The sequence below is a fragment of the Methanobrevibacter sp. genome, assembly GCF_045603845.1.
GTDB lineage: Archaea > Methanobacteriota > Methanobacteria > Methanobacteriales > Methanobacteriaceae > Methanocatella.
On sequence record NZ_JAZUMY010000053.1, the window covers coordinates 1 to 22,564 of the forward strand.

The 22,564-nt window shown below is 34.4% G+C and carries 23 protein-coding genes; 13 read left to right on the forward strand and 10 right to left on the reverse strand.

Going from position 1 to position 22,564, the window contains the following annotated elements; genetic code table 11:
* The first annotated feature begins 93 nt into the window (after positions 1-93).
* Entirely contained in the window at positions 94-1,713 is a 1,620-nt protein-coding gene (locus ACKI2W_RS04535) for a hypothetical protein (protein WP_407379678.1), read from the forward strand.
* A gap of 95 nt (positions 1,714-1,808) precedes the next feature.
* On the forward strand, positions 1,809-2,402 hold the full coding sequence (locus ACKI2W_RS04540; protein ID WP_407379680.1) for a zinc ribbon domain-containing protein: 594 nt from the start codon (positions 1,809-1,811) through the stop codon (positions 2,400-2,402).
* A 25-nt stretch (positions 2,403-2,427) separates the two neighbouring features.
* Here the strand turns inward: ACKI2W_RS04540 and carB are convergent, their stop codons facing one another.
* From carB to ACKI2W_RS04555, 3 genes are all read right to left on the reverse strand, one after another.
* Positions 2,428-5,604 carry a carbamoyl-phosphate synthase large subunit gene (gene carB / locus ACKI2W_RS04545; protein ID WP_407379682.1) on the reverse strand — a complete coding sequence of 1,059 codons (3,177 nt, stop codon included), beginning with the start codon at positions 5,602-5,604 and terminating at the stop codon, positions 2,428-2,430.
* Positions 5,605-5,625: 21 nt separating this feature from the next.
* On the reverse strand, positions 5,626-6,708 hold the full coding sequence (gene carA / locus ACKI2W_RS04550; protein ID WP_407379684.1) for a glutamine-hydrolyzing carbamoyl-phosphate synthase small subunit: 1,083 nt from the start codon (positions 6,706-6,708) through the stop codon (positions 5,626-5,628).
* Between the two features lie 124 nt (positions 6,709-6,832).
* On the reverse strand, positions 6,833-7,096 hold the full coding sequence (locus tag ACKI2W_RS04555) for a MarR family transcriptional regulator (RefSeq protein ID WP_407379686.1): 264 nt from the start codon (positions 7,094-7,096) through the stop codon (positions 6,833-6,835).
* A 105-nt stretch (positions 7,097-7,201) separates the two neighbouring features.
* On the opposite strand from ACKI2W_RS04555, the gene ACKI2W_RS04560 reads away from it, so the two are divergent.
* The gene (locus ACKI2W_RS04560) at positions 7,202-7,585 is read left to right on the forward strand and encodes a hypothetical protein (protein WP_407379688.1); all 384 of its coding nucleotides are present in this window, start codon (positions 7,202-7,204) and stop codon (positions 7,583-7,585) included.
* Here the strand turns inward: ACKI2W_RS04560 and nadC are convergent, their stop codons facing one another.
* On the reverse strand, positions 7,586-8,410 hold the full coding sequence (nadC, locus tag ACKI2W_RS04565) for a carboxylating nicotinate-nucleotide diphosphorylase (protein WP_407379690.1): 825 nt from the start codon (positions 8,408-8,410) through the stop codon (positions 7,586-7,588). It lies immediately after the preceding gene.
* Between the two features lie 75 nt (positions 8,411-8,485).
* Between nadC and rnz the strand changes: the two genes are divergently transcribed.
* From rnz to nadA, 3 genes are read left to right on the forward strand one after another with little or no spacing between them, the layout of a single operon-like run.
* Entirely contained in the window at positions 8,486-9,379 is an 894-nt protein-coding gene (gene rnz, locus ACKI2W_RS04570) for a ribonuclease Z (protein ID WP_407379692.1), read from the forward strand.
* A 1-nt stretch (position 9,380) separates the two neighbouring features.
* Positions 9,381-10,112 carry a mechanosensitive ion channel family protein gene (locus tag ACKI2W_RS04575; protein WP_407379694.1) on the forward strand — a complete coding sequence of 244 codons (732 nt, stop codon included), beginning with the start codon at positions 9,381-9,383 and terminating at the stop codon, positions 10,110-10,112.
* Position 10,113: 1 nt separating this feature from the next.
* Positions 10,114-11,028 carry a quinolinate synthase NadA gene (nadA, locus tag ACKI2W_RS04580; protein WP_407379696.1) on the forward strand — a complete coding sequence of 305 codons (915 nt, stop codon included), beginning with the start codon at positions 10,114-10,116 and terminating at the stop codon, positions 11,026-11,028.
* A gap of 30 nt (positions 11,029-11,058) precedes the next feature.
* Here the strand turns inward: nadA and ACKI2W_RS04585 are convergent, their stop codons facing one another.
* The 3 genes from ACKI2W_RS04585 to ACKI2W_RS04595 all read right to left on the reverse strand — a co-directional run bounded on the left by ACKI2W_RS04585 (position 11,059) and on the right by ACKI2W_RS04595 (position 13,456).
* Positions 11,059-12,048 (reverse strand): alpha/beta fold hydrolase, encoded by a 990-nt coding sequence (locus ACKI2W_RS04585; protein WP_407379698.1) that lies wholly within the window; start codon positions 12,046-12,048, stop codon positions 11,059-11,061.
* 130 nt (positions 12,049-12,178) lie between these two features.
* Positions 12,179-12,451 (reverse strand): DUF5750 family protein, encoded by a 273-nt coding sequence (locus ACKI2W_RS04590; protein ID WP_407379700.1) that lies wholly within the window; start codon positions 12,449-12,451, stop codon positions 12,179-12,181.
* Entirely contained in the window at positions 12,452-13,456 is a 1,005-nt protein-coding gene (locus tag ACKI2W_RS04595) for an alpha/beta fold hydrolase (RefSeq protein WP_407379702.1), read from the reverse strand. It abuts the gene before it with no gap.
* Between the two features lie 67 nt (positions 13,457-13,523).
* Between ACKI2W_RS04595 and nucS the strand changes: the two genes are divergently transcribed.
* A complete protein-coding gene (nucS, locus tag ACKI2W_RS04600) occupies positions 13,524-14,306 on the forward strand; it encodes an endonuclease NucS (protein ID WP_407379704.1) in 783 nt (260 codons plus the stop codon).
* Here nucS and ACKI2W_RS04605 read toward each other — a convergent pair.
* On the reverse strand, positions 14,303-14,785 hold the full coding sequence (locus ACKI2W_RS04605) for a hypothetical protein (RefSeq protein WP_407379706.1): 483 nt from the start codon (positions 14,783-14,785) through the stop codon (positions 14,303-14,305). The genes nucS and ACKI2W_RS04605 overlap by 4 nt on opposite strands.
* A gap of 85 nt (positions 14,786-14,870) precedes the next feature.
* Here ACKI2W_RS04605 and ACKI2W_RS04610 point away from each other — a divergent pair, with 85 nt between their 5' ends.
* Both ACKI2W_RS04610 and ACKI2W_RS04615 read left to right on the forward strand, forming a co-directional pair.
* Positions 14,871-15,563, forward strand: coding sequence for a zinc ribbon domain-containing protein (locus tag ACKI2W_RS04610; protein WP_407379708.1), 693 nt, complete (start codon positions 14,871-14,873; stop codon positions 15,561-15,563).
* 42 nt (positions 15,564-15,605) lie between these two features.
* Entirely contained in the window at positions 15,606-16,433 is an 828-nt protein-coding gene (locus ACKI2W_RS04615) for a carbon-nitrogen hydrolase family protein (protein ID WP_407379710.1), read from the forward strand.
* Here the strand turns inward: ACKI2W_RS04615 and ACKI2W_RS04620 are convergent, their stop codons facing one another.
* Positions 16,434-17,285 carry a HEAT repeat domain-containing protein gene (locus tag ACKI2W_RS04620; protein WP_407379712.1) on the reverse strand — a complete coding sequence of 284 codons (852 nt, stop codon included), beginning with the start codon at positions 17,283-17,285 and terminating at the stop codon, positions 16,434-16,436.
* A gap of 81 nt (positions 17,286-17,366) precedes the next feature.
* Here ACKI2W_RS04620 and ACKI2W_RS04625 point away from each other — a divergent pair, with 81 nt between their 5' ends.
* The 3 genes from ACKI2W_RS04625 to ACKI2W_RS04635 all read left to right on the forward strand — a co-directional run bounded on the left by ACKI2W_RS04625 (position 17,367) and on the right by ACKI2W_RS04635 (position 20,845).
* Positions 17,367-19,964 carry an ATP-dependent helicase gene (locus tag ACKI2W_RS04625; RefSeq protein ID WP_407379714.1) on the forward strand — a complete coding sequence of 866 codons (2,598 nt, stop codon included), beginning with the start codon at positions 17,367-17,369 and terminating at the stop codon, positions 19,962-19,964.
* Between the two features lie 88 nt (positions 19,965-20,052).
* Positions 20,053-20,427: a DUF5518 domain-containing protein gene (locus ACKI2W_RS04630; protein ID WP_407379716.1), complete on the forward strand. Its 375-nt coding sequence runs from the start codon at positions 20,053-20,055 to the stop codon at positions 20,425-20,427.
* Between the two features lie 4 nt (positions 20,428-20,431).
* Positions 20,432-20,845 (forward strand): hypothetical protein, encoded by a 414-nt coding sequence (locus ACKI2W_RS04635; RefSeq protein ID WP_407379718.1) that lies wholly within the window; start codon positions 20,432-20,434, stop codon positions 20,843-20,845.
* A 1-nt stretch (position 20,846) separates the two neighbouring features.
* On the opposite strand, the gene ACKI2W_RS04640 is transcribed toward ACKI2W_RS04635, so the two are convergent.
* Complete coding sequence (locus ACKI2W_RS04640; protein WP_407379720.1) at positions 20,847-21,938, reverse strand: formate--phosphoribosylaminoimidazolecarboxamide ligase; 1,092 nt, start codon at positions 21,936-21,938, stop codon at positions 20,847-20,849.
* 105 nt (positions 21,939-22,043) lie between these two features.
* Here ACKI2W_RS04640 and ACKI2W_RS04645 point away from each other — a divergent pair.
* Positions 22,044-22,564, forward strand: a 521-nt coding sequence (locus ACKI2W_RS04645; RefSeq protein ID WP_407379722.1) for a metallophosphoesterase, incomplete at its 3' end; no start/stop codon positions are given.

Consider the following 22,564-nt stretch of genomic DNA (forward strand, 5'->3'; position numbering starts at 1 on the left):
ACCATATTTTTACATCAAGTTTATAATAAACTATACACTTCAATGATAAAATATAAATAATCTTATTAAATAAATAATATCGGAGGATTGAAAATGAGTTTAGAAAAATTATTTATTACGGCATTAATATTTATTTTGGCAATTAGTGCTGTAAGTGCAAATGAAGATTCATTACAAGAAAATAATGCTTTACTTTCCGAAAACACATATGAAATAGATGAAATAAGTTACGATATATATTTTAACACAAGCACCGGAAGAATAAATGAAGATACGAATATTACAAATGGAGATACCCTCATAATAGGAAATTTAACTGATAAAAAAATCATAATTGATAAAAATTTAACATTAATGCCAAAAACTTCAAATGACAAATTAATTAATTCAATGATTACTTTAATCCCTGGAAGTGACGGATCAATCATTAATGGAATAAAAATTATAAACAATGAAAATACGAAATTTATAAATGCAATGGAATTGAATAAAACCAATAATATAAGAATTTTTAATTCATTATTTAATTCTACTAACCCTATTAAGATTAATCTATTAATTAATGAGTCCAATAATGTTTTAATAAATAATTCAACATTTATTAAATCAGGTTTATACTACATATCTCAAATTTATTCAACCAACAATAGTGAAAATCTATCCATTATAAATTGCATATTTAAAGGAGGTAATAGCGGTAGCATAATATCTGAAGATTTGAGAAAAATAGAAAAAAATTCATCTAAATTTGAAGCAAAATTTATAGATGCCATTTCTCCTTTAAAAGATAGAAAAATTACTTTTAAAATAAATGGAAAAGAATACAAAAGAACAACAGATTCAGAAGGTGTTGCCAGAATAGATATTAATCTTAAGCCGGGAAATTACACAATACAATCAATCAATCCAAAAACCGGAGAAAGCAAAAACAACACAATCACAGTCCTACCAAGAATTGTGGAAAATTACGATTTGGAAAAATACTACAGAAACAACTCACAATACATAATAAAAGTCCTAGATGACGAAGGAAACCCAGCAAAAGCAAACGAAACAGTAACATTCAACATCAACGGAGTATTCTACAACAGAACAACCAACGAAACAGGACACGCAAAACTCAACATCAATCTAAACCCTGGAGAGTATGTCATCACTGCAAATTATAAAAACTGTGAAGTTTCAAACAATGTCAAAGTCCTGCCAACAATAGTGGAAAATTACGATTTGGAAAAATACTACAGAAACGGCTCACAATACATAATAAAAGTCCTAGATGACGAAGGAAACCCAGCAAAAGCAAACGAAACAGTAACATTCAACATCAACGGAGTATTCTACAACAGAACAACCAACGAAACAGGACACGCAAAACTCAACATCAATCTGCAAGCAGGAGACTACACAATCACTGCAGACTACAAAGGATGTAAAGTATCCAACAACATCAAAGTAAAACCAATACTATCTGCTGATGATTTAACCAAAAAATACGGTACACAAGAACATTTCAAAGCAAAATTAGTTGACGGAGAAGGCAAAGCATTATCCAATGCCACAGTATCATTCAATATTAATGGAGTACTATATAACCGTACAACAGACAACAACGGCATGGCCAAATTAAATATAAACTTAATACCTGGCGAATATATCATAACTTCAGGACATAATGAATGCTACATCTCAAATAAAATCACCATAACCAATTAAATAAGTTTTTAAAACTTATTTTTTCTTTTTTTACATCTCAATTAAAAATTTATTAGATACTAGTTATATATTATAATCATACCAAATTTATGAGGATGATTAAAATTAACTCTCAGGAAATAAGATATTTTTACAGAAATATTGTTAAAAGCGGAGACGTATTCCGTATAAAATATAACAATAAGGATTATGGGGAGTTTAAAAAATTATCCGATGCATTATACGAAAGAGATGCACTGTTTTACTGTAATTTTGACTATGATCTGCTTGTGGAATGCGACCTTGAAAACAAATATGAAAATATGACCCTGCCACCATTTCCCGAAAAGAGGTCAAAAGGAAGAATCAAAGGAATAAAAGTCAACAAAAAAGAACGTGAAGGGGAAATCCTTTTTGACCACAAAAAGAGAGGATTTTATATCCAAAAGGGAGAAAATATTTTTGGATATTATGCTTCAATGACAGAGGCATTTTACTACAAAAAGATTCTGATGGAAAACGATTGGGACGAAAATGCCCTTAAACAAAAGGTTACAATAAGAATTGAAATGAACAGGAAAATTGACCTGACAAAAGAATATGAAGTTAAACTTAACTATTGCCCTAACTGCAGAAGCAAACTGAAAATTAACCAGGAAGAATGTCCTTCATGCGGAATTAACATAAAAGAATACTTATATTCAAACTAAAAAAGAGAATATTAGTGAAGAATAATTATTCTTCACCAACATAGTCGTTTAATGATTTTACATTGATTTTATTATTTTGTACAGCTTCAATAGCATTTAAAGCAGCCCTTGCACCAGCCAATGTGGTAACATAAGGAATACCTAGCTCAATAGCTAAACGTCTAATGATATAACCGTCCTGAGCTGACTGTTTACCTTCTGAAGTGTTAATAATCAAATCGATTTCTTTGTTTAGGATTGAATCCCTGATGTTAGGGGAACCCTGAGATACTTTTTTGACCTTTTCAACAGTGTCAAGGCAGGTTGCATCAGCTGTTCCTGATGTTGCAACAAGTTCAAAACCAAGTGTTGCTGCCTTTTCTGCAATAGGCCTGATTTTTTTCTTATCGTCCTCTTTTACACTGATGAATATTTTTCCTTCTTTAGGTAAATCCATACCTGCTGAAAGTTGAGATTTGTAAAATGCCATTCCAAAGCTTTCATCTATACCTATACTTTCACCAGTGGATTTCATTTCAGGACCTAAAACAGTGTCTGATTCAGGCAGTTTCAGGAATGGGAATACTGACTCTTTTACTGCAACATGATCAATCTTGATTTCTTTAGTCAGATTGAAGTCCTTGAGTTTAGCGCCATTCATAATCCATGTAGCGACTTTAGCCAATGGTACACCAATAGCTTTGCTTACAAATGGAACAGTTCTACTTGCACGAGGGTTTGCTTCAATGATATAGACCATTTCCTCATCAAGTTTAACTGCATATTGAATGTTCATCAGACCTTTGACATCAAGTTCCAATGCCAATTTTCTTGAATTTTCACGAATGGTATCCAGGATATGTGCAGGAATAGTTTGCGGCGGAATTACACATGCAGAGTCTCCTGAGTGAACTCCAGCTTCTTCAATGTGTTCCATGATTCCTGCAATGAATACGTCTTCGCCGTCACATAGAATATCAACATCCAATTCGATTGCATCTTCCAGGAATTTATCAACGAGAATTGGGTGTTCCGGGGAAACCTTAACCGCTTCCTTCATATATTCCTCAAGCTCATTGTTATCATAAACTATTTCCATTGCCCTTCCACCGATAACGTATGAAGGACGTACCAATACAGGAAATGTGATTTTTTCTGCAATTTCACGAGCTTCCTCAAATGAATTAGCTGTTCCGTAAGGAGCCTGATGAATATGCAGTTTTTCTAAAAGTTCAGCGAACAATTCCCTGTCCTCTACCCTGTCAATGCTTTCATATGGAGTTCCCAAGATTTTTACTCCTGCATTTGCCAAAGGCACAGCCAGGTTAATTGATGTCTGGCCACCGAACTGAACGATAACGCCGTCAGGTTTTTCCTGGTCGATTACGCCCATTACATCCTCAAAGGTAATCGGTTCGAAGAACAGTTTGTCTGAAATGTCATAATCAGTACTTACGGTTTCAGGGTTGTTGTTGATCAATATTGTTTCAATTCCATCCTCTTTTAAAGCCAATGAGGAGTGTACACAGCAGTAATCAAATTCAATACCCTGACCGATTCTGATTGGACCTGCACCCAATATAACAACTTTTTTCTTAGTTGTTGATGTGAGTTCATTTCCAATATCATAGCTGCTGTAGTAATAAGGAGTTTTAGCTTCAAACTCAGCAGCACAGGTATCTACCATTTTATAAGATTGTTTAATGTTATATCTGGAAAGTAAATTTCGGATATACTCTTCAGTCTGGCCGGATAATTCAGCTAATCTTTTATTGGAACAGCCAATCTGTTTAGCCTTTCTCAAGTATGCTTCATCATCCAACTTATCTGCAGTGACTTCATTTTCGAAGTTTACGATGTTTCTGATTTTGTATAGGAAGAATTTATCAATGTTAGTTAATTTTTGAATCTTATCCAAATCCATTCCATCTTTAATGGCGGAATAAATTTGGAAATAAATAATATCCGTCGGATTAGCCAAGTCTTCTTCAGTGTATTCAACATATTCAAAGCCGTCAAATCCCATATCCAATGATCTGAGTGCTTTTTGGAATGCTTCTTCAAAGGTTCTTCCGATAGCCATTACTTCACCAGTCGCTTTCATCTGAACTCCAACTTCCCGGCTTATTCCTTTGAATTTGTCAAATGGCCATCTTGGGATTTTAACGACCACATAATCGATAGCAGGTTCAAATGAAGCAGGCGTGTCTTTGGTAATGTCATTTCTGATTTCATCCAGAGTCATTCCCAATGCAACTTTGGAGGAGATTTTTGCAATCGGATAACCTGTGGCCTTGGATGCAAGCGCACTGCTTCTTGATACACGAGGGTTTACTTCAATTACCTTATATTCATCAGTTTCCGGGTTTAAAGCGAACTGAATGTTACATCCTCCACGAATACCTAATGCTCTTATGATTTTAATTGATGCATCACGCATTTTTTGAATTGTTTCATCACATAAGTTTTGAATCGGAGCGACAACAACACTGTCTCCTGTGTGAATACCCATAGGATCGATGTTTTCCATTGTACAGACAATTATACAGGTATCTTCCTTATCCCTCATTACTTCAAATTCTATTTCCTTCCAACCGAGAACTGATTCGTCAATGAGAACCTGATTGATGAAACTCATATCCAAACCGTGGTTAGCAATTTCAATCAATTCTTTTTCATTATGGGCAATTCCCCCACCAGTTCCGCCTAAAGTGAATGCAGGCCTTACAATAACAGGATAACCAATCTCTTCAACGGCCTTAAGTGCATCATCAACACTTTCAACAGCCTGACATTTTGGAATTTCCTCACCGATTTCTTCCATAAGATTGGCGAACAAGTCCCTGTCTTCCACATCCTTAATGGTTTGAACATCAGAACCTAAAACTTTGATTCCTTCCAATAATCCTAAATCTCCAAGACCTGTTGCTATATTTAATCCGGTTTGTCCACCCATGGTTGGTAAAATAGCATCAACTTCTTCTTCCTTAATAATTTTAGCAACAATTTCCGGAGTCAACGGTTCGGTATAAACAGTATCTGCCATGTCAATATCTGTTTGAATAGTAGCCGGATTACTGTTTACAAGAACTGTCTCAATACCCTCTTCCCTTAGTGATTTACATGCTTGTGATCCAGAATAATCGAACTCAGCAGCCTGTCCGATTTGAATAGGTCCAGAACCAATAATTAATACTTTTTTAATATCTTTATCTACTGGCATATGCAATCCTCTTTTAATTAATTAGTAATCTTCCATCATTTGATTAAATTCGTCAAAAATGCTTCTTGTATCATTTGGACCAGGTCCTGCTTCAGGATGGTACTGTATACAATGCAGTGGCAATTCCTTATGGGAAATACCTTCAGGAGTTCCATCATTTAAGTTAATTTGGGTTAAAACCAAGTCAGTTTCTTTCAATGATTCCTTGTCGATTGTAAACCCATGATTTTGTGATGTGATAAACACTTTTCCGGTGTTCAAATCTTTTACAGGCTGATTTTCTCCCCTGTGTCCAAATTTCATCTTATAAGATTTAGCTCCAAAAGATTTTGCGATTAACTGCTGACCCATACAGATACCGAAAATTGGTAATCTGTTGGATAGTTTTTTCATGGTTTCAATCGTTTCTGTTACTCTGTCCGGATTTCCAGGTCCGGAGGTGATCATCAGACCGCTTGGAGAGTAATCTAAAATAGTTTTGTAATCAGTGTCATACGGGAATAATATTACTCCAATATCCCTTTCCAAAAATGAGTTAATAATGTTTCTTTTAACACCACAATCAATTAATGCGACTTTTTTATCAGCATCTTCATTAAAAATCTTTATTTCTTTTGTTGAAACTTCAGGCACGACATCCCTGTCTTCAATACTTGGCTGTGATTTAGCCATTTCGATTAATTTATCATCAGCTATGTCTTCAGTAGTAATGGCTGCTTTAAGAGAACCTCTTTCACGGATTTTTAAAGTCAAATCTCTTGTATCAATTCCACTGATACCGGGAGTTTTAAATTCTTTTAAAAATTCATCCAAAGTTTTTTGAGGTCCGAAATTGGATAATTCACGACAAACTTCACGACAAACGAAACCTTCAACCTGAATCTTATCAGATTGATACCAGTCTTCACTTACCCCATGATTTCCTTCCAAAGGATAAGTGGACATCAATATCTCTCCTTTAAAAGACGGATCAGTCAAAGATTCGGTATAACCACCCATACCTGTTGAAAAAACAAGCTCTCCTAATTTAGTCGTCTCATAACCAAATCCTTCTCCTTTTATAACAGTTCCATCTTCCAAAGCTAATTTAGCTATTTTTACCATTAAATCACCATTGTATAAAAAATAATATAATAATTATCTATCTCTATTATATATCTTTTACAATATTATTAAAAGTTTGTTTTTTGAAAAAAGAATGTTAAAAAAGAGCTGTATTGAAAAAATATTATAAATAATTGAGAACCTTGTTGCCGTTATCCGTCAATTTATATAGCCTGCCCTTATGAACATTTGGCGTTACACAGACAACAAGGTCACGTTTTCTTAAATCCGCCAAAAGATTAGAAATATGATTGGTACGAATATTTAATTCATTCCCAATCTCCTTAGGCGTTTTTAAATCATAACTAAGAAATTTGATAATGTCCATTCTGCGATTTGATGCACGAACATACGCCACCAATTCCAGAAATTCTTCACTCTCACACATAAATATTAATATATAAAATGAATACTAATTGATATATATCACTTAACACACTCATAACATACACATGACAAACCATTAACACACTTTTATGATTGGAGACAAAAAATGGATGAAAATTTAACAAAAGTTCTAGATGACTTTCGAAAAATGAAAATTGACTATGATAGTGAACGGTTTAAGTTAATGTCCTATCAGTTAGAAAATATCATCAACAAATATGAACAGTTAATAGCTACAAGAAAAGAAATCCAGGAGGAATATTTCTCAACACTTGAAAATATAAAAAATAATGAAATAGATGTCGACATTGATTATTCAAGATGGGAAAACTTAAGATTAACAGAAGATAGTGAATGGAAAAAGGAATTGGATGAATTAAGTGAATTGAAATATGAAATTGATGATGCAATCAAACGTCTGGAAAATGGGGAAATTGAAAGGATGCTAATTGAAGAGGAAGAAAAAATGACAGGGGATAAAATCAGATAATCATTTGTCTATTTTTAAACTGAAATCCAGGCTTCTGGAAGAATGAGTCAATCCTCCGATGGAAATGATATCAACGCCCAGTCCGATATAATCTCCAATATTGTCCTCATTGATTCCTCCGGAAATTTCAATTAATGAATTTTGACGTATTCCTCTTTTTTCAAGTTCATCCAAAACGTCACTTACTTTCCCGTAGTCCATATTATCCAACATGACAATATCCGCTTTGTTTTCAACACATGCTATTGCATCTTCAAGAGTTTCAACTTCAATCTCGATTTTTTTAGAAAAGCTTGCATTTTTCTGTGCCTTTTTAAGAGCATCCAGCGGAGATCCGACAACTGCAATATGATTGTCCTTAATTAACAGCATGTCATCCAGACTAAACCTGTGAGTATCGGCACCGCCGATTTTTAAAGCCATTTTATCATATTTTCCTATGGCGGGCTGAGTTTTACGGGTTCCTGCAATAATAACATCACCATTAACCAGATTAACATATTTATTAGCTGCGCTTGCAACTCCACTCATGCGCATCAATAAATTCAAAGCAGTCCGCTCAACCAATAAGATATCACGGGCATTGCCATGAATAAACATCAGCAAATCGCCTTTTTTTATTTCGCACCCGTCGCTTAAGTGAAAGAGAACACGAACTTTACGAGATTCGAACAGTTCTTTAGCTACATTGATTCCTGCCAAAATACCTTCGTCTTTTGAAACGATATATGCATTAACCTCATCCAATTCATCAATAACGCTGTTTGAAGTCACATCTCCAAACCCTTCATCTTCTTCAAGCATATATTCCAGTATTTTATCCACATCATCACCTTAAAAAATTTAATATATTGATTAAAATATATATTTAAATTACAATATAAAATAAGTGATTAAATTATGGAAATTACATTTTTAGGAACCTCATCTGCAGTCCATTCTTATTCAAGAAGCCATCCTTCAATTGCCCTTAAAGCCTTTGGAGAGACCATACTATTCGACTGCGGTGAAGGAACCCAAAGACAGTTGATTTATGCGAAAATAAGCCCTATGAAAATTTCAAAGATTTTCATCACACATTACCATGGAGACCATATATTGGGCATTCCAGGATTGCTGCAGTCAATGAACTTCAGAGGGCGTGAAAGCAAATTAACAATATATGGACCCCGAGGTCTTGACAATCTGCGACAGGCCATAGCATGTCTTGGATTTCCTAATTTTGACTTTCCAGTGGAATGGATTGAAATTGATTCCGGAACAATAATTGAAAACGAGGAATATGTAATCAAAGCACAGAAAGTGAAGCATAATACGTTGACTTTGGCCTATTCTGTTGAAGAGCTGAAAAAACCAAGATTCCTCCGTGAAAAAGCCATAGAATTAGGCGTTCCGGAAGGCCCTGCTTTCGGAAAGCTCCATAAGGGAATTCCTGTAGAAGTTGACGGTGAAATCATACAACCCCAGCAGGTTTTAGGTCCTCCGAGAAAAGGCCATAAAATAACTTATTCCGGAGATACGATTCCCTGCGAAGAAATGATTGAATTTGCACATGATTCAAGTATTTTAATTCATGAATCAACATATAAACTTGAAGACAGGGACAAGGCAGAACTGCATGCTCATTCCACTTCGGCTGATGCTGCAAATATTGCGCTTCAATCACACTCCAAAGAACTGATATTGACACACATCAGCACAAGATATGTTGATATAAGTGATCTGCTAAAAGAAGCTAAAGAAATCTTTGAAAATACAAAAATCGCTAAAGATTTAATGAAAGTGGAGTTATAATATGAACCTTCCGGCAAACCCAATAGAAACAACATTGATGATTATCGCCATAATAATCATAACAACAATAATAGCTAGAATCATTACAAAGATTTTGAACAGATTTGAACGTTTCAACGAGGATATGACCGGAATATACCTCATCAGAGATATTATCGTATACATCATTTATTTTATTGCGTTGATGAAAATTTTAAGCTTGTTTGGAATAAATTTATACGGTACCCTATTAAGCTTAGGTATTGTAGGTATTGCAGTGAGCCTTGCAGCAAAAGACATAATATCCAACCTATTTTCAGGAATCATATTGATTATCGGCAAAAGCATTAAAGTAGGGGACACAATCGAAATTAATAATACGAAAGGAGTAATTGAAATAATTCATTTGCGAACCACAACAATTAAGGATGATGACGGAATTATCAGCACAATACCTAATTCCACACTTACAAACAACTTATTCAAATTATATAAAGCTCCGGAAAAGTATCGTATAAACATCCTGGCAGGTTTGCCATTGAATGTTGATTTAGATGAATTTAATGAATATATAATCAAAGAAATTAAACAGCTTGATGACGTTTTAGACAATCCCAAACCAAGGATTTATGCAAAAGGTATAACTTTTGAAGAAACAAACATTAAAGTATCATTTTGGATAAAAGACTATAATAATAAAGATGATGATAAATTAATAATTACTAATAAAATAAGAGAATTTTCGAATAGGTGAAATGATGAGCATTCAGGATGAAATTAAAAAATTGAAAGAGGAAAAAAATGCAATTATTCTTGCACACAACTATCAGCCAAAAGAAATTCAGGAAATTGCTGATTTTTTAGGCGATTCATTGGAATTATGTATAAAAGCATCTGAAATTGATGATAAGGATTTAGTTGTATTCTGTGGTGTTGATTTTATGGCAGAAACCGCATACATATTGAATCCCGACAAAAAAATAGTCATTCCGGATTTAAATGCGGAATGTCCAATGGCCCATATGTTGCCTGAAGAAGAATTATTGAAATCAATCGAAGAACATCCTGATGCGGGAGTAATACTTTATGTAAACAGTATTGCTGAGGCAAAGCAGCACGCAGACACATTATGCACATCCGCCAATGCAGTCAAAGTAACTGAAAGTTTACCCCACGAAAAAATATTATTCGGACCGGACAATAACCTGGGAGCCCATGTTCAGAAAAAGATCGACAAGGAAATTATCCCAACACCGAAAGGCGGACACTGTTATGTTCACAAATTGTTCCATGTTGAAGATGTTGAACTTAAACGTGAACAGTACCCTAATGCAATCATAATCTGCCACCCTGAATGTAATATGAACGTTCAGGAAGCCTGTGATGAAGTGCTGTCAACTGGAGGAATGCTGAAATTCATTGCTGAAAGCGATGCTGAAGAATTTGTAATCGGAACGGAAATCGATATGATTACAAGAATAAATTCAGAAATTCCTGGAAAAAAACTATATCCCTTGCTTGAAGGAGCAATCTGTGAAACAATGAAACTTCATACATTGGAAAAAGTTAGAGACGCTTTGGAAAATGAAGCTCCTGAAGTTACTGTTCCTGATGAAGTGGCAAGCAAATCTTTAAAAGCAGTTCAGCATATGCTTGACGCATCAAAATAGTTAGTTATTACTAGCTCAAAATCTCTTTTTTTACTTTTTTTCAACAAATTCCCTGATTTCATTTTCAATTTTATAAAGGGAATTAGCTTCTTTATACCCGTCAGAAGCATCTAATAAGATATATTCGGAACCGTCAACTGCCTCATGAATAGGTATTGAATCATATATCGGAACAGAAAGGTTATTATTTTCAACACCAATGACCAAAAGCCTGCATTTTATCTGATCCAACTGTGAAGATAAATCCAAAGACAACATAAACTCATTTGCCCTTTTCATATCAAAGATATCTCTAAATAAACTTTCCTCTCTGAAATTTTCTAAAGAGACATCGATTTCCTCAGGAGATAATGAATAAATATAATTTATTGGAAAACTCAATAAATAATAAAGCTGTGAAAGCAGTATTAATCCTTGAGACATTGATTTGTGATAAACATCATGCTGATTTTGTTGGATTGAAGTTTCAAGTATGTTAGTGGATAGTTTTGAAAAAACATATTTAAAACCGGAATTTATATGTGAACTTGCAAAATGAATGACAAACTCCATATCATCAGGATAATGAATAGCCCATCCTAAAGCAATAGTGCCTCCAAAGGAATAACCTAAAATACCTTTAATCTTTTTGATTTCTGGAAATCTTTCATTTAAGAATTGTCTTTGAAAATTAACTAAATCTTCCATTTCATAATGGGGAAAATCATTTTTTAAACCTGAAACAGATGGAGAAAATGAGTGTGAAAAGCCTAATGAAGTGATGGAAATTATAAAATAATCCTCCTGATTGAATAATTTATCCCTGCCGAATATCTGATCAAAATCATGGATAGATGAATAATCATCAAAAAAACTGTGGCAAAAAAGGATTGCGTTAATCATATTTCCATTTTCATCATATTTCGGAGTTCCCATGCTTCCATAATCCACAACAGCATCTTCCACAATTGTGCCGTCCGTAAATTCAAACTCCCGAATATAATATTGTTCATTTTTTAAGAAATATCTCTCCCTATCCATCCAATCCACCACAATAATTATCAATTATTTATATGTTGAACAGCAATATAAATAGTTTTATATGAAAAGACATTTTTTATGGAAATAATATCAAATTCATTTAAAAATATTGAAAATATATGAATTATATTCACATATCTTCCAAAAAACCAGATAAGAAAACATTCATTTCAATTTCTTCACGAGCTATGAAGTCATCAAGCCTTATTTTAGCCACTTCACTTTGAAAGGGGAAAATATCCTTAAAATAAAGTCTTATCCTGAGAATGTCCCCATCAATTGAAGTTTCCTCATCCAAATTTTCTTCCAAAAATTTCATTTGCATTGCCGTTAATCCGGCAACATCGTAATCAATGAATGGAATTTCAACATTTTCATCAAAATCAGTAATCTTAACAATCATCTACTCATCAAACTCCTTCATAAAATCATTTAATTCATCAGTAATATTTTCAAGTTCATTGAAGCATAAATGGCCCAGTTGAGAGTCCATTATAACAATTTTGGAATCTTCAATCATTTCAGACATTGGAATTCCGTCAAGTTCCGGAGGAAAATGCGGATCCTGCGCACAGGAAATAATGAATGTCTTTGCTTTAATTTTATTTAAATCATTTTCGACATCATAATTCATGCAGGCTTCATTGCAATATTTAATGTCATATACATCCAATAATAAACTTTCATCACCGAACTCTTCGAAATTCCGGGACAGTTCCTCTTTTGGAGTTGCCCTTAATGCCTCTTTGGAGACACCGAAATTATATTCCGCCAAACTAGCCAGTCGGATTGTTCTTTTAATGGAATCATTTGAAATACCTTTTTCGTAATTTTCATCAGAAGTGATGATTTCATCTACAAATTTAGACAATATATAATCGTGGCCTGCAACCTTATAGCTGCTTACACCAGGCATTATAAAATCAGCAAAATCAGGATATAAAATAGCTGATGTCAAAGCAACAAAACCACCCATTGAATTGCCTATTATGCCCAAAACGTGTTCAACATTAAATTTTTCAGACAAAAATTGCTTTTGAAAATTTACTACATCTTCAATGGTGTAATTGGGAAATTTGTTTTTTAAGTTAGTGGATGATGGGCTGCAAGAGCCTGGAGACCCTAAAGCAGAAATTGATATGAAAAAATATTTATTCTCATCAAATGGATCATTTTCATAATTTAAAGGAAATATCTTTTTAACGGAAGTGAAATTGCCTAAAGAACCATGACAATAAACAATGGCATTTGTAATAGTGTTGCCATCATATTTAGGATTGCCGAAGGCCATAAACTCAACAGTCACATCTTTCAAGACTTCACCATTTGTAAATTTAAATGAATCCATCACATATGTTTCTCTTTTTTGTTCAAAATATTCATCTTCACAAATTTTAAATCCCACCATTAATTAAATTCTAAAATTAATTTTAAAAAACAAAATATTTAAATCAATCTAACCAATGTAAAAAGTAATGAAATATAGAATTCTTGAAAAACCAGATAGTGAAAATGCATATGATTTAGTTGAAGAGGCATTGCGTAAAAGAGCCACAATAATTATTTTTGCCTGCTGTAAAGTGGAATATGAAGGACGTGCTTTAAGTCAGCTGAATTGGGGAGAACGCATAATACTGATTAAGCCAGACGGATCATTTTTAATCCATCAGGACAAAAAAGTAGAACCTGTAAACTGGCAACCTCCAAAATCAAAAACCAGATGTTATCTCAGAGGGGACAGACTTATTCTGGAAAGCCACAGAAGAACTCCAAAAGAGTTATTGAGTGTTGAAATAAGACAAATCCAATTCATCAACTATGCCAATGTTGAAGACTTTGAAGAGCTTGAACAGGCAGGATATGAAAAAGACATGAGCGATATGATTATGAAAAGGCCTCACATCATTGAAGAGGGATTTACTCCAAAAACCAGAGAATACAGTGTGGAACACGGATTTATTGATATTTTAGGTAAAGACAATGATGGCAATCTGATGATTTTAGAGCTGAAAGCACGTAAAGCAGGAGTTAGTGCTGTAAAACAATTAAAAAGATATCTGGAAGATTTTGAAAATAAAGAAAACGATTATTTAAGAGAATGTAAAGCTCAAAAAAAGAAAATCAGAGGATTGCTCGTAGCACCATCATTAATGGAAGATGCCCGAGAATTAATTGAAGAGGAAGGCATAGAATTTGTCAGTGTCGAACCTCCTCGTGAATTGAAAAGAGATAAAAAAATTACATTGGATGCATTCTAATTCAAGACTGCATCATCGATTCTTTTCATTTCATCTTCATAATATTTTTTAGTATGCTCATTTGCCGGAATTGAAATTGTCATGTGACATTCCTTTTCCAACTTATAAATCAGATAATTTTCATCATCAATATCAACGGTTGAATCTTCATCCAATAACACCAAATTATCCAATTCATCAATTATATTATCAAACTCTTTTTGTTCAAGTTCAATGACATCATCCAGTTCCATTTCCTGGATTTTAGGATTGATTTGAAATGCAATAGCTACAAAACCGTTAACAGTCCTGTTTGAAATATCGAATTGAGATTTTCTGATTTCATCCATACTGAATTTAATATGAGTTATTGTTGGTTTAGTGACTGGAATTTCTTTGGATAAACCTATCTGATTAATTTCATATGTATTTTTCCAATTTCCAAGTTTATATATTGCATAATTTATATCGTTAACATTAATTTTTTTATCATCTGACATTGTATCACATCTTTAATTATTATATTATAATCATTTACTTTAAATATTATAAGTAATAAATCTAAATTTTAATGGAGGTTAATCTGTGAAAAAATGTCCTGAATGTGGAAATCCTAGTTATGATGGTGCTCCCGTTTGTGGAAATTGTGGATATAAATTTCCCAAACCTAAAGTAAAAGCTATTAGAGAAGAGGATATCTTCGAAGACAGACCAATAATTAATAAAAATGGAAATGAACCAAGTACATTACAAATTTTAAAAGACAATAAACTTGTTATTGGTGCCATTTTACTTATAACAATTATAGTGATTGGTATAATTATAGCTACAGGACCAGCTACCGAAACATCAACTAGCATTGATGGAGCTCAAAAATATTCAAACGCTGGCGTTTCATTCTCATATCCTTCAGGATGGAGTGAAACCAATGGAAGCGATGAATTACATGAAGATGCAATCTTCTTTGAAGGTAGTAATGGTACTTTTATTGAGTATTACACTGTTTCTAGTGAATTTTCATCAATATATGAAATAAATAGTCAAAGAATTAGTTCTGCTCAAGAAAATGGAGATTACATAAATACAATTCAAACAATTCAATTAGATGGAAAAAATACTTCTGATGTTGTCTTAGAAAACTACGACGGCAGTTTTACAAGATACGTGTCATTATTATCTGACGGTAATTTATATGTATTTAAATTTAATGGAAATACATTAGATTCTGTTACATCTAATGAAACTGAATCTGTATTGCAATCTATACATATTGAATAGTATGAATCATTTCATACTTTCAATTTAATTTTTAAGAATAATATGAGTAAGATTAAGATAGCTTTATGTCAAATGAATGTAGTTGACAATAAGCAGGAAAATATTTCAAAAGCAACTTCTATGATTAATGAAGCTGCTAGTTTCGATTCTGATTTTGTTGTTCTTCCAGAAATGTTCAATTGTCCCTATTCAAACGACAAATTTGTTGAATATGCTGAAGAAGAAAGTTCAAGTCCAACTTTAGATAAAATTTCTAAACTGGCCAAAAAATATGAAATCTATATTTTGTCCGGATCAATACCCGAAAAGGAAAATTCCAAAATTTACAATACCAGTTACCTCTTTGATAAAAAAGGAGATGTTATTGCAAAGCATAGGAAAATGCATCTCTTTGATGTTGATGTTAAAGACGGAATCTATTTTAAGGAATCAGACACGTTAACGCCAGGAAATGAATTTACCGTTGCCGAAACAGATTTTTCCAAGATTGGTATGGGAATATGTTATGATGTTAGATTTCCCCAATTAGCCCAAATCAATGTTAAAAAAGGCGCTGAAATATTATTTTATCCTGGAGCCTTCAATATGACGACAGGACCTGCCCATTGGGAACTGCTGTTCAGGTCAAGAGCATTGGACAATCAGGTATTCTGTGTTGGCGTTGCAACTGCATTAAATGAAGATGCAGATTATCACAGTTACGGCCATTCCATTGCTGTAAATCCGTGGGGAGAAGTTATTTGTCAGTTAGGATTCGGCGAAGAGTTAAAAATTATTGAAATAGATTTGGATGAAATAAAAAAAGTCAGGAATGAAATTCCCGTTTTAAAAAATAAAAGAAATGATTTGTATGAAATAATCGAAAAATAATTATCTCATTTTATCTAGCCTTTTAACAAACCAATCTTCTTTTCCAGGTTTTTTCTCAGATAAAACATCAATTGCTTTTTCAAGGACCGCTATTTCATTCTCTTCCTGATGTAATTTCCTGTATAAAACCGCCAGTCTTTTATACGGAGCATCCTTATCAGTTCCGGAATTAACATATTTTTCATATTCTTTTATTGCCTTTTGAGGATTGGTCTTTTCCATTTCCTTAATTGTCTTCATAGGAATTGTGCTGGATATTGTCTTGCCCTCAGCTTTGGCCTTTTGAATTTTTTCGGCCTTTTTAATAGCTTTATTACAAGATTTTTTGAAATCTTTTTCAGATTCTGCACGTCTTGCCTTTTTAATTAATGCAATGGATTCGTCAGATGCTAAATCAGCACAGGCATAGATTGTTGCCAGTTTCACACCCCAATCTTCATCTTCCAGACCTTTGGCAATTGTATCCAATTCATCGTGAGCCTGAAGTTCACCTAAAGCACGGATGGACACTTTTCTTACACCAAAGTCTTCATCGCTTACTGCTTCGGCAAATAGAGGAATAGCTTTTTCATTATTAGTTTCTTTTAAAGCGAATGCTAAAAATCTTTTATTTTTTCCATTTTCAGATGTGAATTTAGAAACTAATCTGTCAAATGCAACATTTCCCATATTTCCTAAAATTTCAGCAGCTTTAAATCTAACCTGTGCATTTTCATCAGTTGTAGCTTCAATTAATGGATCGATAGCTGCTTCGTCAGTCACGCCAATTAATGATTCAATAGCTTCTTTTCTAATACTTACATCTTCATTTTGAAGATTTTCAATCGCTTCAGTCATTGTGAAATTAGACATTTATATAACCTCTAATGTTAATATATTAAAATATTAGATTTTGTAAATATATAATCTTTAAGACAAAGAAAAACTGATAAAATGATTCAAGAGCAGACTAAAAATTATTCAAAAAAAGAGATTTATAAAACTCTCCATCCATGGGTCAGAAAATGGTTTGACTCCAAATTTGATGATTTTACTCCTGCTCAGAAAAAGTCAATCGTTGAAATCCATAAAAAGAATAATGTGTTGGTTTCATCACCAACCGGTTCCGGAAAAACACTGACAGCATTCCTATCAGTCATTAGCGAACTTACCGAATTATCCGAAAAGGGCATGCTTGAGGATAAGGTATATTGCATTTACATATCCCCATTGAAAGCGCTTGACAATGACATTGAGAAAAACCTTGATGAACCCCTGCAGGAAATAGAAAAAATCGCAGGTAAGAAATTAGGCATCAGAAAGGCCGTAAGAACTGGAGACACAACACAGTATCAGAGGCAGAAGATGCTTAAGGTTCCGCCACACATCCTGATTACAACACCCGAAACACTCTCGATTCTTCTTGTAGCTCCTAAATTTAGAGAGAAATTAAGCCATGTCAAATACGTAATCGTTGATGAGATACATTCCCTTGCGGAAAACAAGAGAGGTGTTCATTTAAGCTTATCTCTTGAAAGATTGCAGCATCTGATTGGCAATTTCATAAGAATAGGGCTGTCGGCCACAGTAAGTCCCATTGAGGAAGTGGCGAGATTTCTGGTCGGATACGAATATGGCGTTGAAAGAAACTGCAGCATAGTCAACATAAGTTATTTAAAAGAGCTCGACATGGAAGTGATGTGTCCGGTAAGCGACATTACAATAGCCGATGAGGAAGACACCCGTTTAGGGCTATACAGTTTGCTTGATGATTTGATTCAGGAAAACAAAACAACATTAATTTTTACAAATACCCGTAGCGGAACAGAAAGATTTGTCTACAATCTCAAAAAGATGTTTCCGATGAACTACAACAGCGAAAACATAATGGCACACCATTCATCCCTATCAAAAGAGGTTAGGCTGGAAACCGAAAACAACCTGAAGGAAGGAAAACTCAAAGTGGTCGTTTCATCAACTTCTCTTGAATTGGGGATAGATATTGGATATATTGATTTGGTAGTTCTTATTAACTCGCCAAAATCCGTGTCAAGAGCTCTTCAAAGAATCGGCAGAAGCGGACATAAGCTGCATGAAAAATCCCGCGGAAAAATCATTGTGACTGACCGGGATGACTTGGTGGAATGTTCCGTTCTTTTAAAAAATGCCAAAGAAGGCAAGATTGACAGAATTCAGATTCCTACAAACTGCCTGGACGTTCTGGCGCAGCACATCTATGGAATGGGCATTGAAAATCCATGGGATATTGATTATGCATATGACGTTATCCGCAAAAGCTATTGCTATAAGGACTTAAGTCGTGACGACTATGAAGACGTTTTAAGCTATTTGGCCGGAGAATATGGCGAACTTGAAGAAAGATACGTTTATGCAAAAATATGGGTTGACTACAAGGAAAACACATTCGGCAAAAGAGGAAAACTGGCAAGAATGCTTTATTCAACAAATATAGGTACAATACCTGACAGTTCGGGAGTTCTGGTTAAATGTGATGGCGAAACTGTAGGTAAAATTGAAGCGGAATTTATGGAAAGGCTTAAGAAAGGAGACACCTTTGTTTTGGGAGGAAACACCTACAGATTCAATTACGGTAAGGGAATGACAATTAATGTCAGTCCGTCAAGCGGACCTCCAACAATTCCATCATGGTTTTCACAACAGCTGCCACTTTCCTTTGATTTGGCAATGGACATACAACGCTTCAGGGCACATATGGATTCAATGTTTCAGTACAGAAGAAGCAAAGAAGACATAATGGAATTCATATACGATTATCTCTATGTTGACGATTTTGCTGCGAATTCCATATATGAATATTTTGTTGAGCAGTTCAAGTATGCCCAAATTCCAAGCAACAGGAAATTATTGATAGAATATTATCGTGGTTTTGGTGACAGACGCTTTGTAATATTCCACACTTTGTTTGGAAGAAAGGTGAATGATGCACTCTCCCGTGCAGTAGCTTATCTGGTGGCAAGAAGATACAACATGAATGTGACAATATCCATATCAGACAATGGATTTTACTTAAGCTCAGACAGCAAAATTGGAGGACTTGAATCATTTAAGGAATTGACGCCGGAAAACTTCAAGCCAATACTTACGCAGTCCCTTGAAAAGACAGAAACTCTGGCAAGCAGATTCAGACACTGTGCAGGAAGGTCACTGATGACGCTCAGACGATATAAAGGAGAATCAAAGTCTGTTGGCCGCCAGCAAGTACGGGGAAAAATACTGCTTAAATTTGTACAGGAAATGGATGAAAACTTCCCGATATTAAAAGAAGCCAAAAGGGAATCATTGGAAGATTATATGGACGTTGAAAATGCTCAAAAAGTTATTGAATGGATTGCATCAGAAGAAATGGAAATAAAAACAATAAATACAGTGATTCCAACACCTTTCGCTTTCAATTTAGTATCGCAGGGTTATCTTGATGTCTTGAATCAGAACGACAGGGCAGAATTTACCAAAAGAATGCATTTGGCGATACTTGAAAAAATCAAAGACAAATTATCTGACATCTATTAACTTTATGCAAAAAATAATCACAAATAATATTTAAAATGGGAATACATATATTAACCTGTTTAAAAATAATTTCATTGATGGTGAAATAATGACTAAATGGAGTGCAGTGATAATAGGTTTCATATTAACCGTTATGGTAAGATCTTTTATTCCGCATTATGAATTCATCGGACTGTTGGTTGTAGGATTCATAGTGGGATATATTGCCCATTCGGGAGCAATGAATGGTCTGTGGAATGCTGCTGTTGCAGGTGCTTTAGGCACAATAATAACTGCAATAATATTTATTTTAATAGTGACATTTGGCGGAAGCCTAACCGGCATTTTCGGAGGACTTGTTGGATTTACCGTGTCCGGTGCGGCAAGTTTAATCGAAATCATAAAACAATTAATTTATTATGCGATAGTAATGGGAATTACTGGAGCAGTAGGAGGATTCATCTCTTCAAAAGACAAGGGGTAAAAATATGGCAATAAAAGGAGATATTGACTGGAAAGCATTGATTATAGGTGCTGCAGCATCAGCAGCAATGGTAATAGTTGGATCATACGGATATGACTGGGCATACCTTTTCGCATCCGTCGGATTATTATATGTCGGATACACGGCAATCAATATAAAATATGGTGCTATTCTCGGAGCATTGGCCTCTACACCAATCGTATACCTGATGTTTCAAGGCGCACTGGGAGAATTTAGCGGAGAATTCTTTACATCACCTACCGGAACCGTTAGTGTGGTAGTACTCATTCTTCTTATAGGTGCATTAATAGGATTTGTTGGTGCTTGGGCTAAAAGAGACCGTGTCAAAGCAAAAGCAGAATATGAGAAAAAACAGAATATTGGTAAAAATAAAAATAAAAAGAAAAATAATAACTGAATTATGTTATTATTTTTTCTAACTCTTCTTTTTCAATCGCATTTTTAATTTCTAAAGCTATTCTTCTACCCATACTCATAGGTTTGCCGTAAGTTAGGTATGAGTAAGGAGAACCGTCCATAAATGTGTTTGTTCCACCGTCAGTTCTTGCACTGATTTCAAAACAGATTACTTCCAAATTATCATTGACTAATGTTTGCATACAGAACGGACCGTTTAATCCTGGTTCGACTAATTTTTTAGCGCTTTCAACTAATTTATCAGCCATGTCAAACACTTGTGGAAGTAAGGATTCTCTGATTACAGCAGGGTGATTACCGGTTACAACATAAGAAGGACTTAAATCAATGTCCAGTTGATCTTTTGCAGGCATTCTTACGAAACCGTCAATACTGGATTCGTATCTTGTATCCATACCCATCAGTTCAACTTTATCTTCCAATGCTGAGTAGAAATAGTGTATACAGTAGTTACAGCCTGAAACATATTCTTCAATGTGTGCTGCTTCCACATCGGAATCTTCCAACCATCCACGGGATTTCATAGCGTCAATTTTAGCATCGAACTCTTCAGGAGATGATGCTACAAAGTAACCTCTTCCTCCTCTTGCTCCAGGGAACTTGACCATTACCGGCCTGTCGATTTGAGATGGATTGTCATATTTATAAGGAATACGGACATTACCTTCAACGAGCAATGCTCTTTCCTTGTCCCTTTCAGCTTCCCATCGAAGCACATCTCTGTTTCCAAACATCGGGACATTGAATTTGTCTTCCACATTATCAAGACCTGCATATGCAACAAAAGAGCCATGAGGAATAACAATTGCATTCATATCTCGGAGTTTCTGCTGTACATCTTCGTTGACAATATCTTTGAATTCATCAACTATGATGTATTCGTCTGCAACATCAAATCTCTGATATGGAATTTCTCTTCCTTTTTGACAAACTATAGCGGTTCTAAATCCTTCTTCCTTTGCACCTTGTAAAATATGTAAAGAAGTGTGGCTTCCGAGAGTGGCTATTGTTATTTCACTTTTGTCATAATTAGCCAAAATATCTAAAATATCTTCCTTTTTAACTTCTCCCATTTTATCTTCTCCTAAAAGAATGATATATATTAATATATTTCTAACAATTTATAATAGTTGTTATTTATATAATGACAAATAGATATTTACTTGAATAATTAAGGATTGAATAGAATGTTAATCGGTTTAATTTCAGACACTCATATACCTGATAGGGCGAGAATATTGCCCCAGAATGTTATTGAAGCATTTAGTAATGTTGAATTAATCTTACATGCAGGAGATTTGACCTCCCCCGGAGTTCTGGAGGAACTTGAAGAAATTGCCCCTGTTATGGCAGTTCAGGGAAATATGGATAGGGCAAATGGAATTAATCTGCCGAAAGCAAAGGTAGTGGAAGTGGAAGGTTTAAAAATTGGTGTTATACACGGAGAAGTTTATCCAAGAGCAGATAGTGACCAGTTAATTTATCTGGCCAAGGAATTGGATGTTGACATACTGGTTTCAGGCCACTCCCACCAGCCAAAAATAGAGCAGAAGGACGGAGTTTTGCACTTGAATCCTGGCAGCCCGATTGTACCTAGGCTTGCTGACAGAACAGTTATGCTGCTTGAAATCAAAGATAAGGCAGTGGATGTCGAAATCGTAAAAATCGGGTCACCGGTATGCAGTGCACTTGATTTTGA

Excerpts from the sequence above, each read along its gene's own strand:
- ACKI2W_RS04535 (WP_407379678.1), top strand. The coding sequence starts at position 94 with ATGAGTTTAGAAAAATTATTTATTACGGCATTAATATTTATTTTGGCA.
- ACKI2W_RS04540 (WP_407379680.1), top strand. The coding sequence starts at position 1,809 with ATGATTAAAATTAACTCTCAGGAAATAAGATATTTTTACAGAAATATT.
- carB (WP_407379682.1), bottom strand. The coding sequence starts at position 5,604 with ATGCCAGTAGATAAAGATATTAAAAAAGTATTAATTATTGGTTCTGGA.
- carA (WP_407379684.1), bottom strand. The coding sequence starts at position 6,708 with ATGGTAAAAATAGCTAAATTAGCTTTGGAAGATGGAACTGTTATAAAA.
- ACKI2W_RS04555 (WP_407379686.1), bottom strand. The coding sequence starts at position 7,096 with ATGTGTGAGAGTGAAGAATTTCTGGAATTGGTGGCGTATGTTCGTGCA.
- ACKI2W_RS04560 (WP_407379688.1), top strand. The coding sequence starts at position 7,202 with ATGGATGAAAATTTAACAAAAGTTCTAGATGACTTTCGAAAAATGAAA.
- rnz (WP_407379692.1), top strand. The coding sequence starts at position 8,486 with ATGGAAATTACATTTTTAGGAACCTCATCTGCAGTCCATTCTTATTCA.
- ACKI2W_RS04575 (WP_407379694.1), top strand. The coding sequence starts at position 9,381 with ATGAACCTTCCGGCAAACCCAATAGAAACAACATTGATGATTATCGCC.
- nadA (WP_407379696.1), top strand. The coding sequence starts at position 10,114 with ATGATGAGCATTCAGGATGAAATTAAAAAATTGAAAGAGGAAAAAAAT.
- ACKI2W_RS04585 (WP_407379698.1), bottom strand. The coding sequence starts at position 12,048 with ATGGATAGGGAGAGATATTTCTTAAAAAATGAACAATATTATATTCGG.
- ACKI2W_RS04590 (WP_407379700.1), bottom strand. The coding sequence starts at position 12,451 with ATGATTGTTAAGATTACTGATTTTGATGAAAATGTTGAAATTCCATTC.
- ACKI2W_RS04595 (WP_407379702.1), bottom strand. The coding sequence starts at position 13,456 with ATGGTGGGATTTAAAATTTGTGAAGATGAATATTTTGAACAAAAAAGA.
- nucS (WP_407379704.1), top strand. The coding sequence starts at position 13,524 with ATGAAATATAGAATTCTTGAAAAACCAGATAGTGAAAATGCATATGAT.
- ACKI2W_RS04605 (WP_407379706.1), bottom strand. The coding sequence starts at position 14,785 with ATGTCAGATGATAAAAAAATTAATGTTAACGATATAAATTATGCAATA.
- ACKI2W_RS04615 (WP_407379710.1), top strand. The coding sequence starts at position 15,606 with ATGAGTAAGATTAAGATAGCTTTATGTCAAATGAATGTAGTTGACAAT.
- ACKI2W_RS04620 (WP_407379712.1), bottom strand. The coding sequence starts at position 17,285 with ATGTCTAATTTCACAATGACTGAAGCGATTGAAAATCTTCAAAATGAA.
- ACKI2W_RS04625 (WP_407379714.1), top strand. The coding sequence starts at position 17,367 with ATGATTCAAGAGCAGACTAAAAATTATTCAAAAAAAGAGATTTATAAA.
- ACKI2W_RS04630 (WP_407379716.1), top strand. The coding sequence starts at position 20,053 with ATGACTAAATGGAGTGCAGTGATAATAGGTTTCATATTAACCGTTATG.
- ACKI2W_RS04635 (WP_407379718.1), top strand. The coding sequence starts at position 20,432 with ATGGCAATAAAAGGAGATATTGACTGGAAAGCATTGATTATAGGTGCT.
- ACKI2W_RS04640 (WP_407379720.1), bottom strand. The coding sequence starts at position 21,938 with ATGGGAGAAGTTAAAAAGGAAGATATTTTAGATATTTTGGCTAATTAT.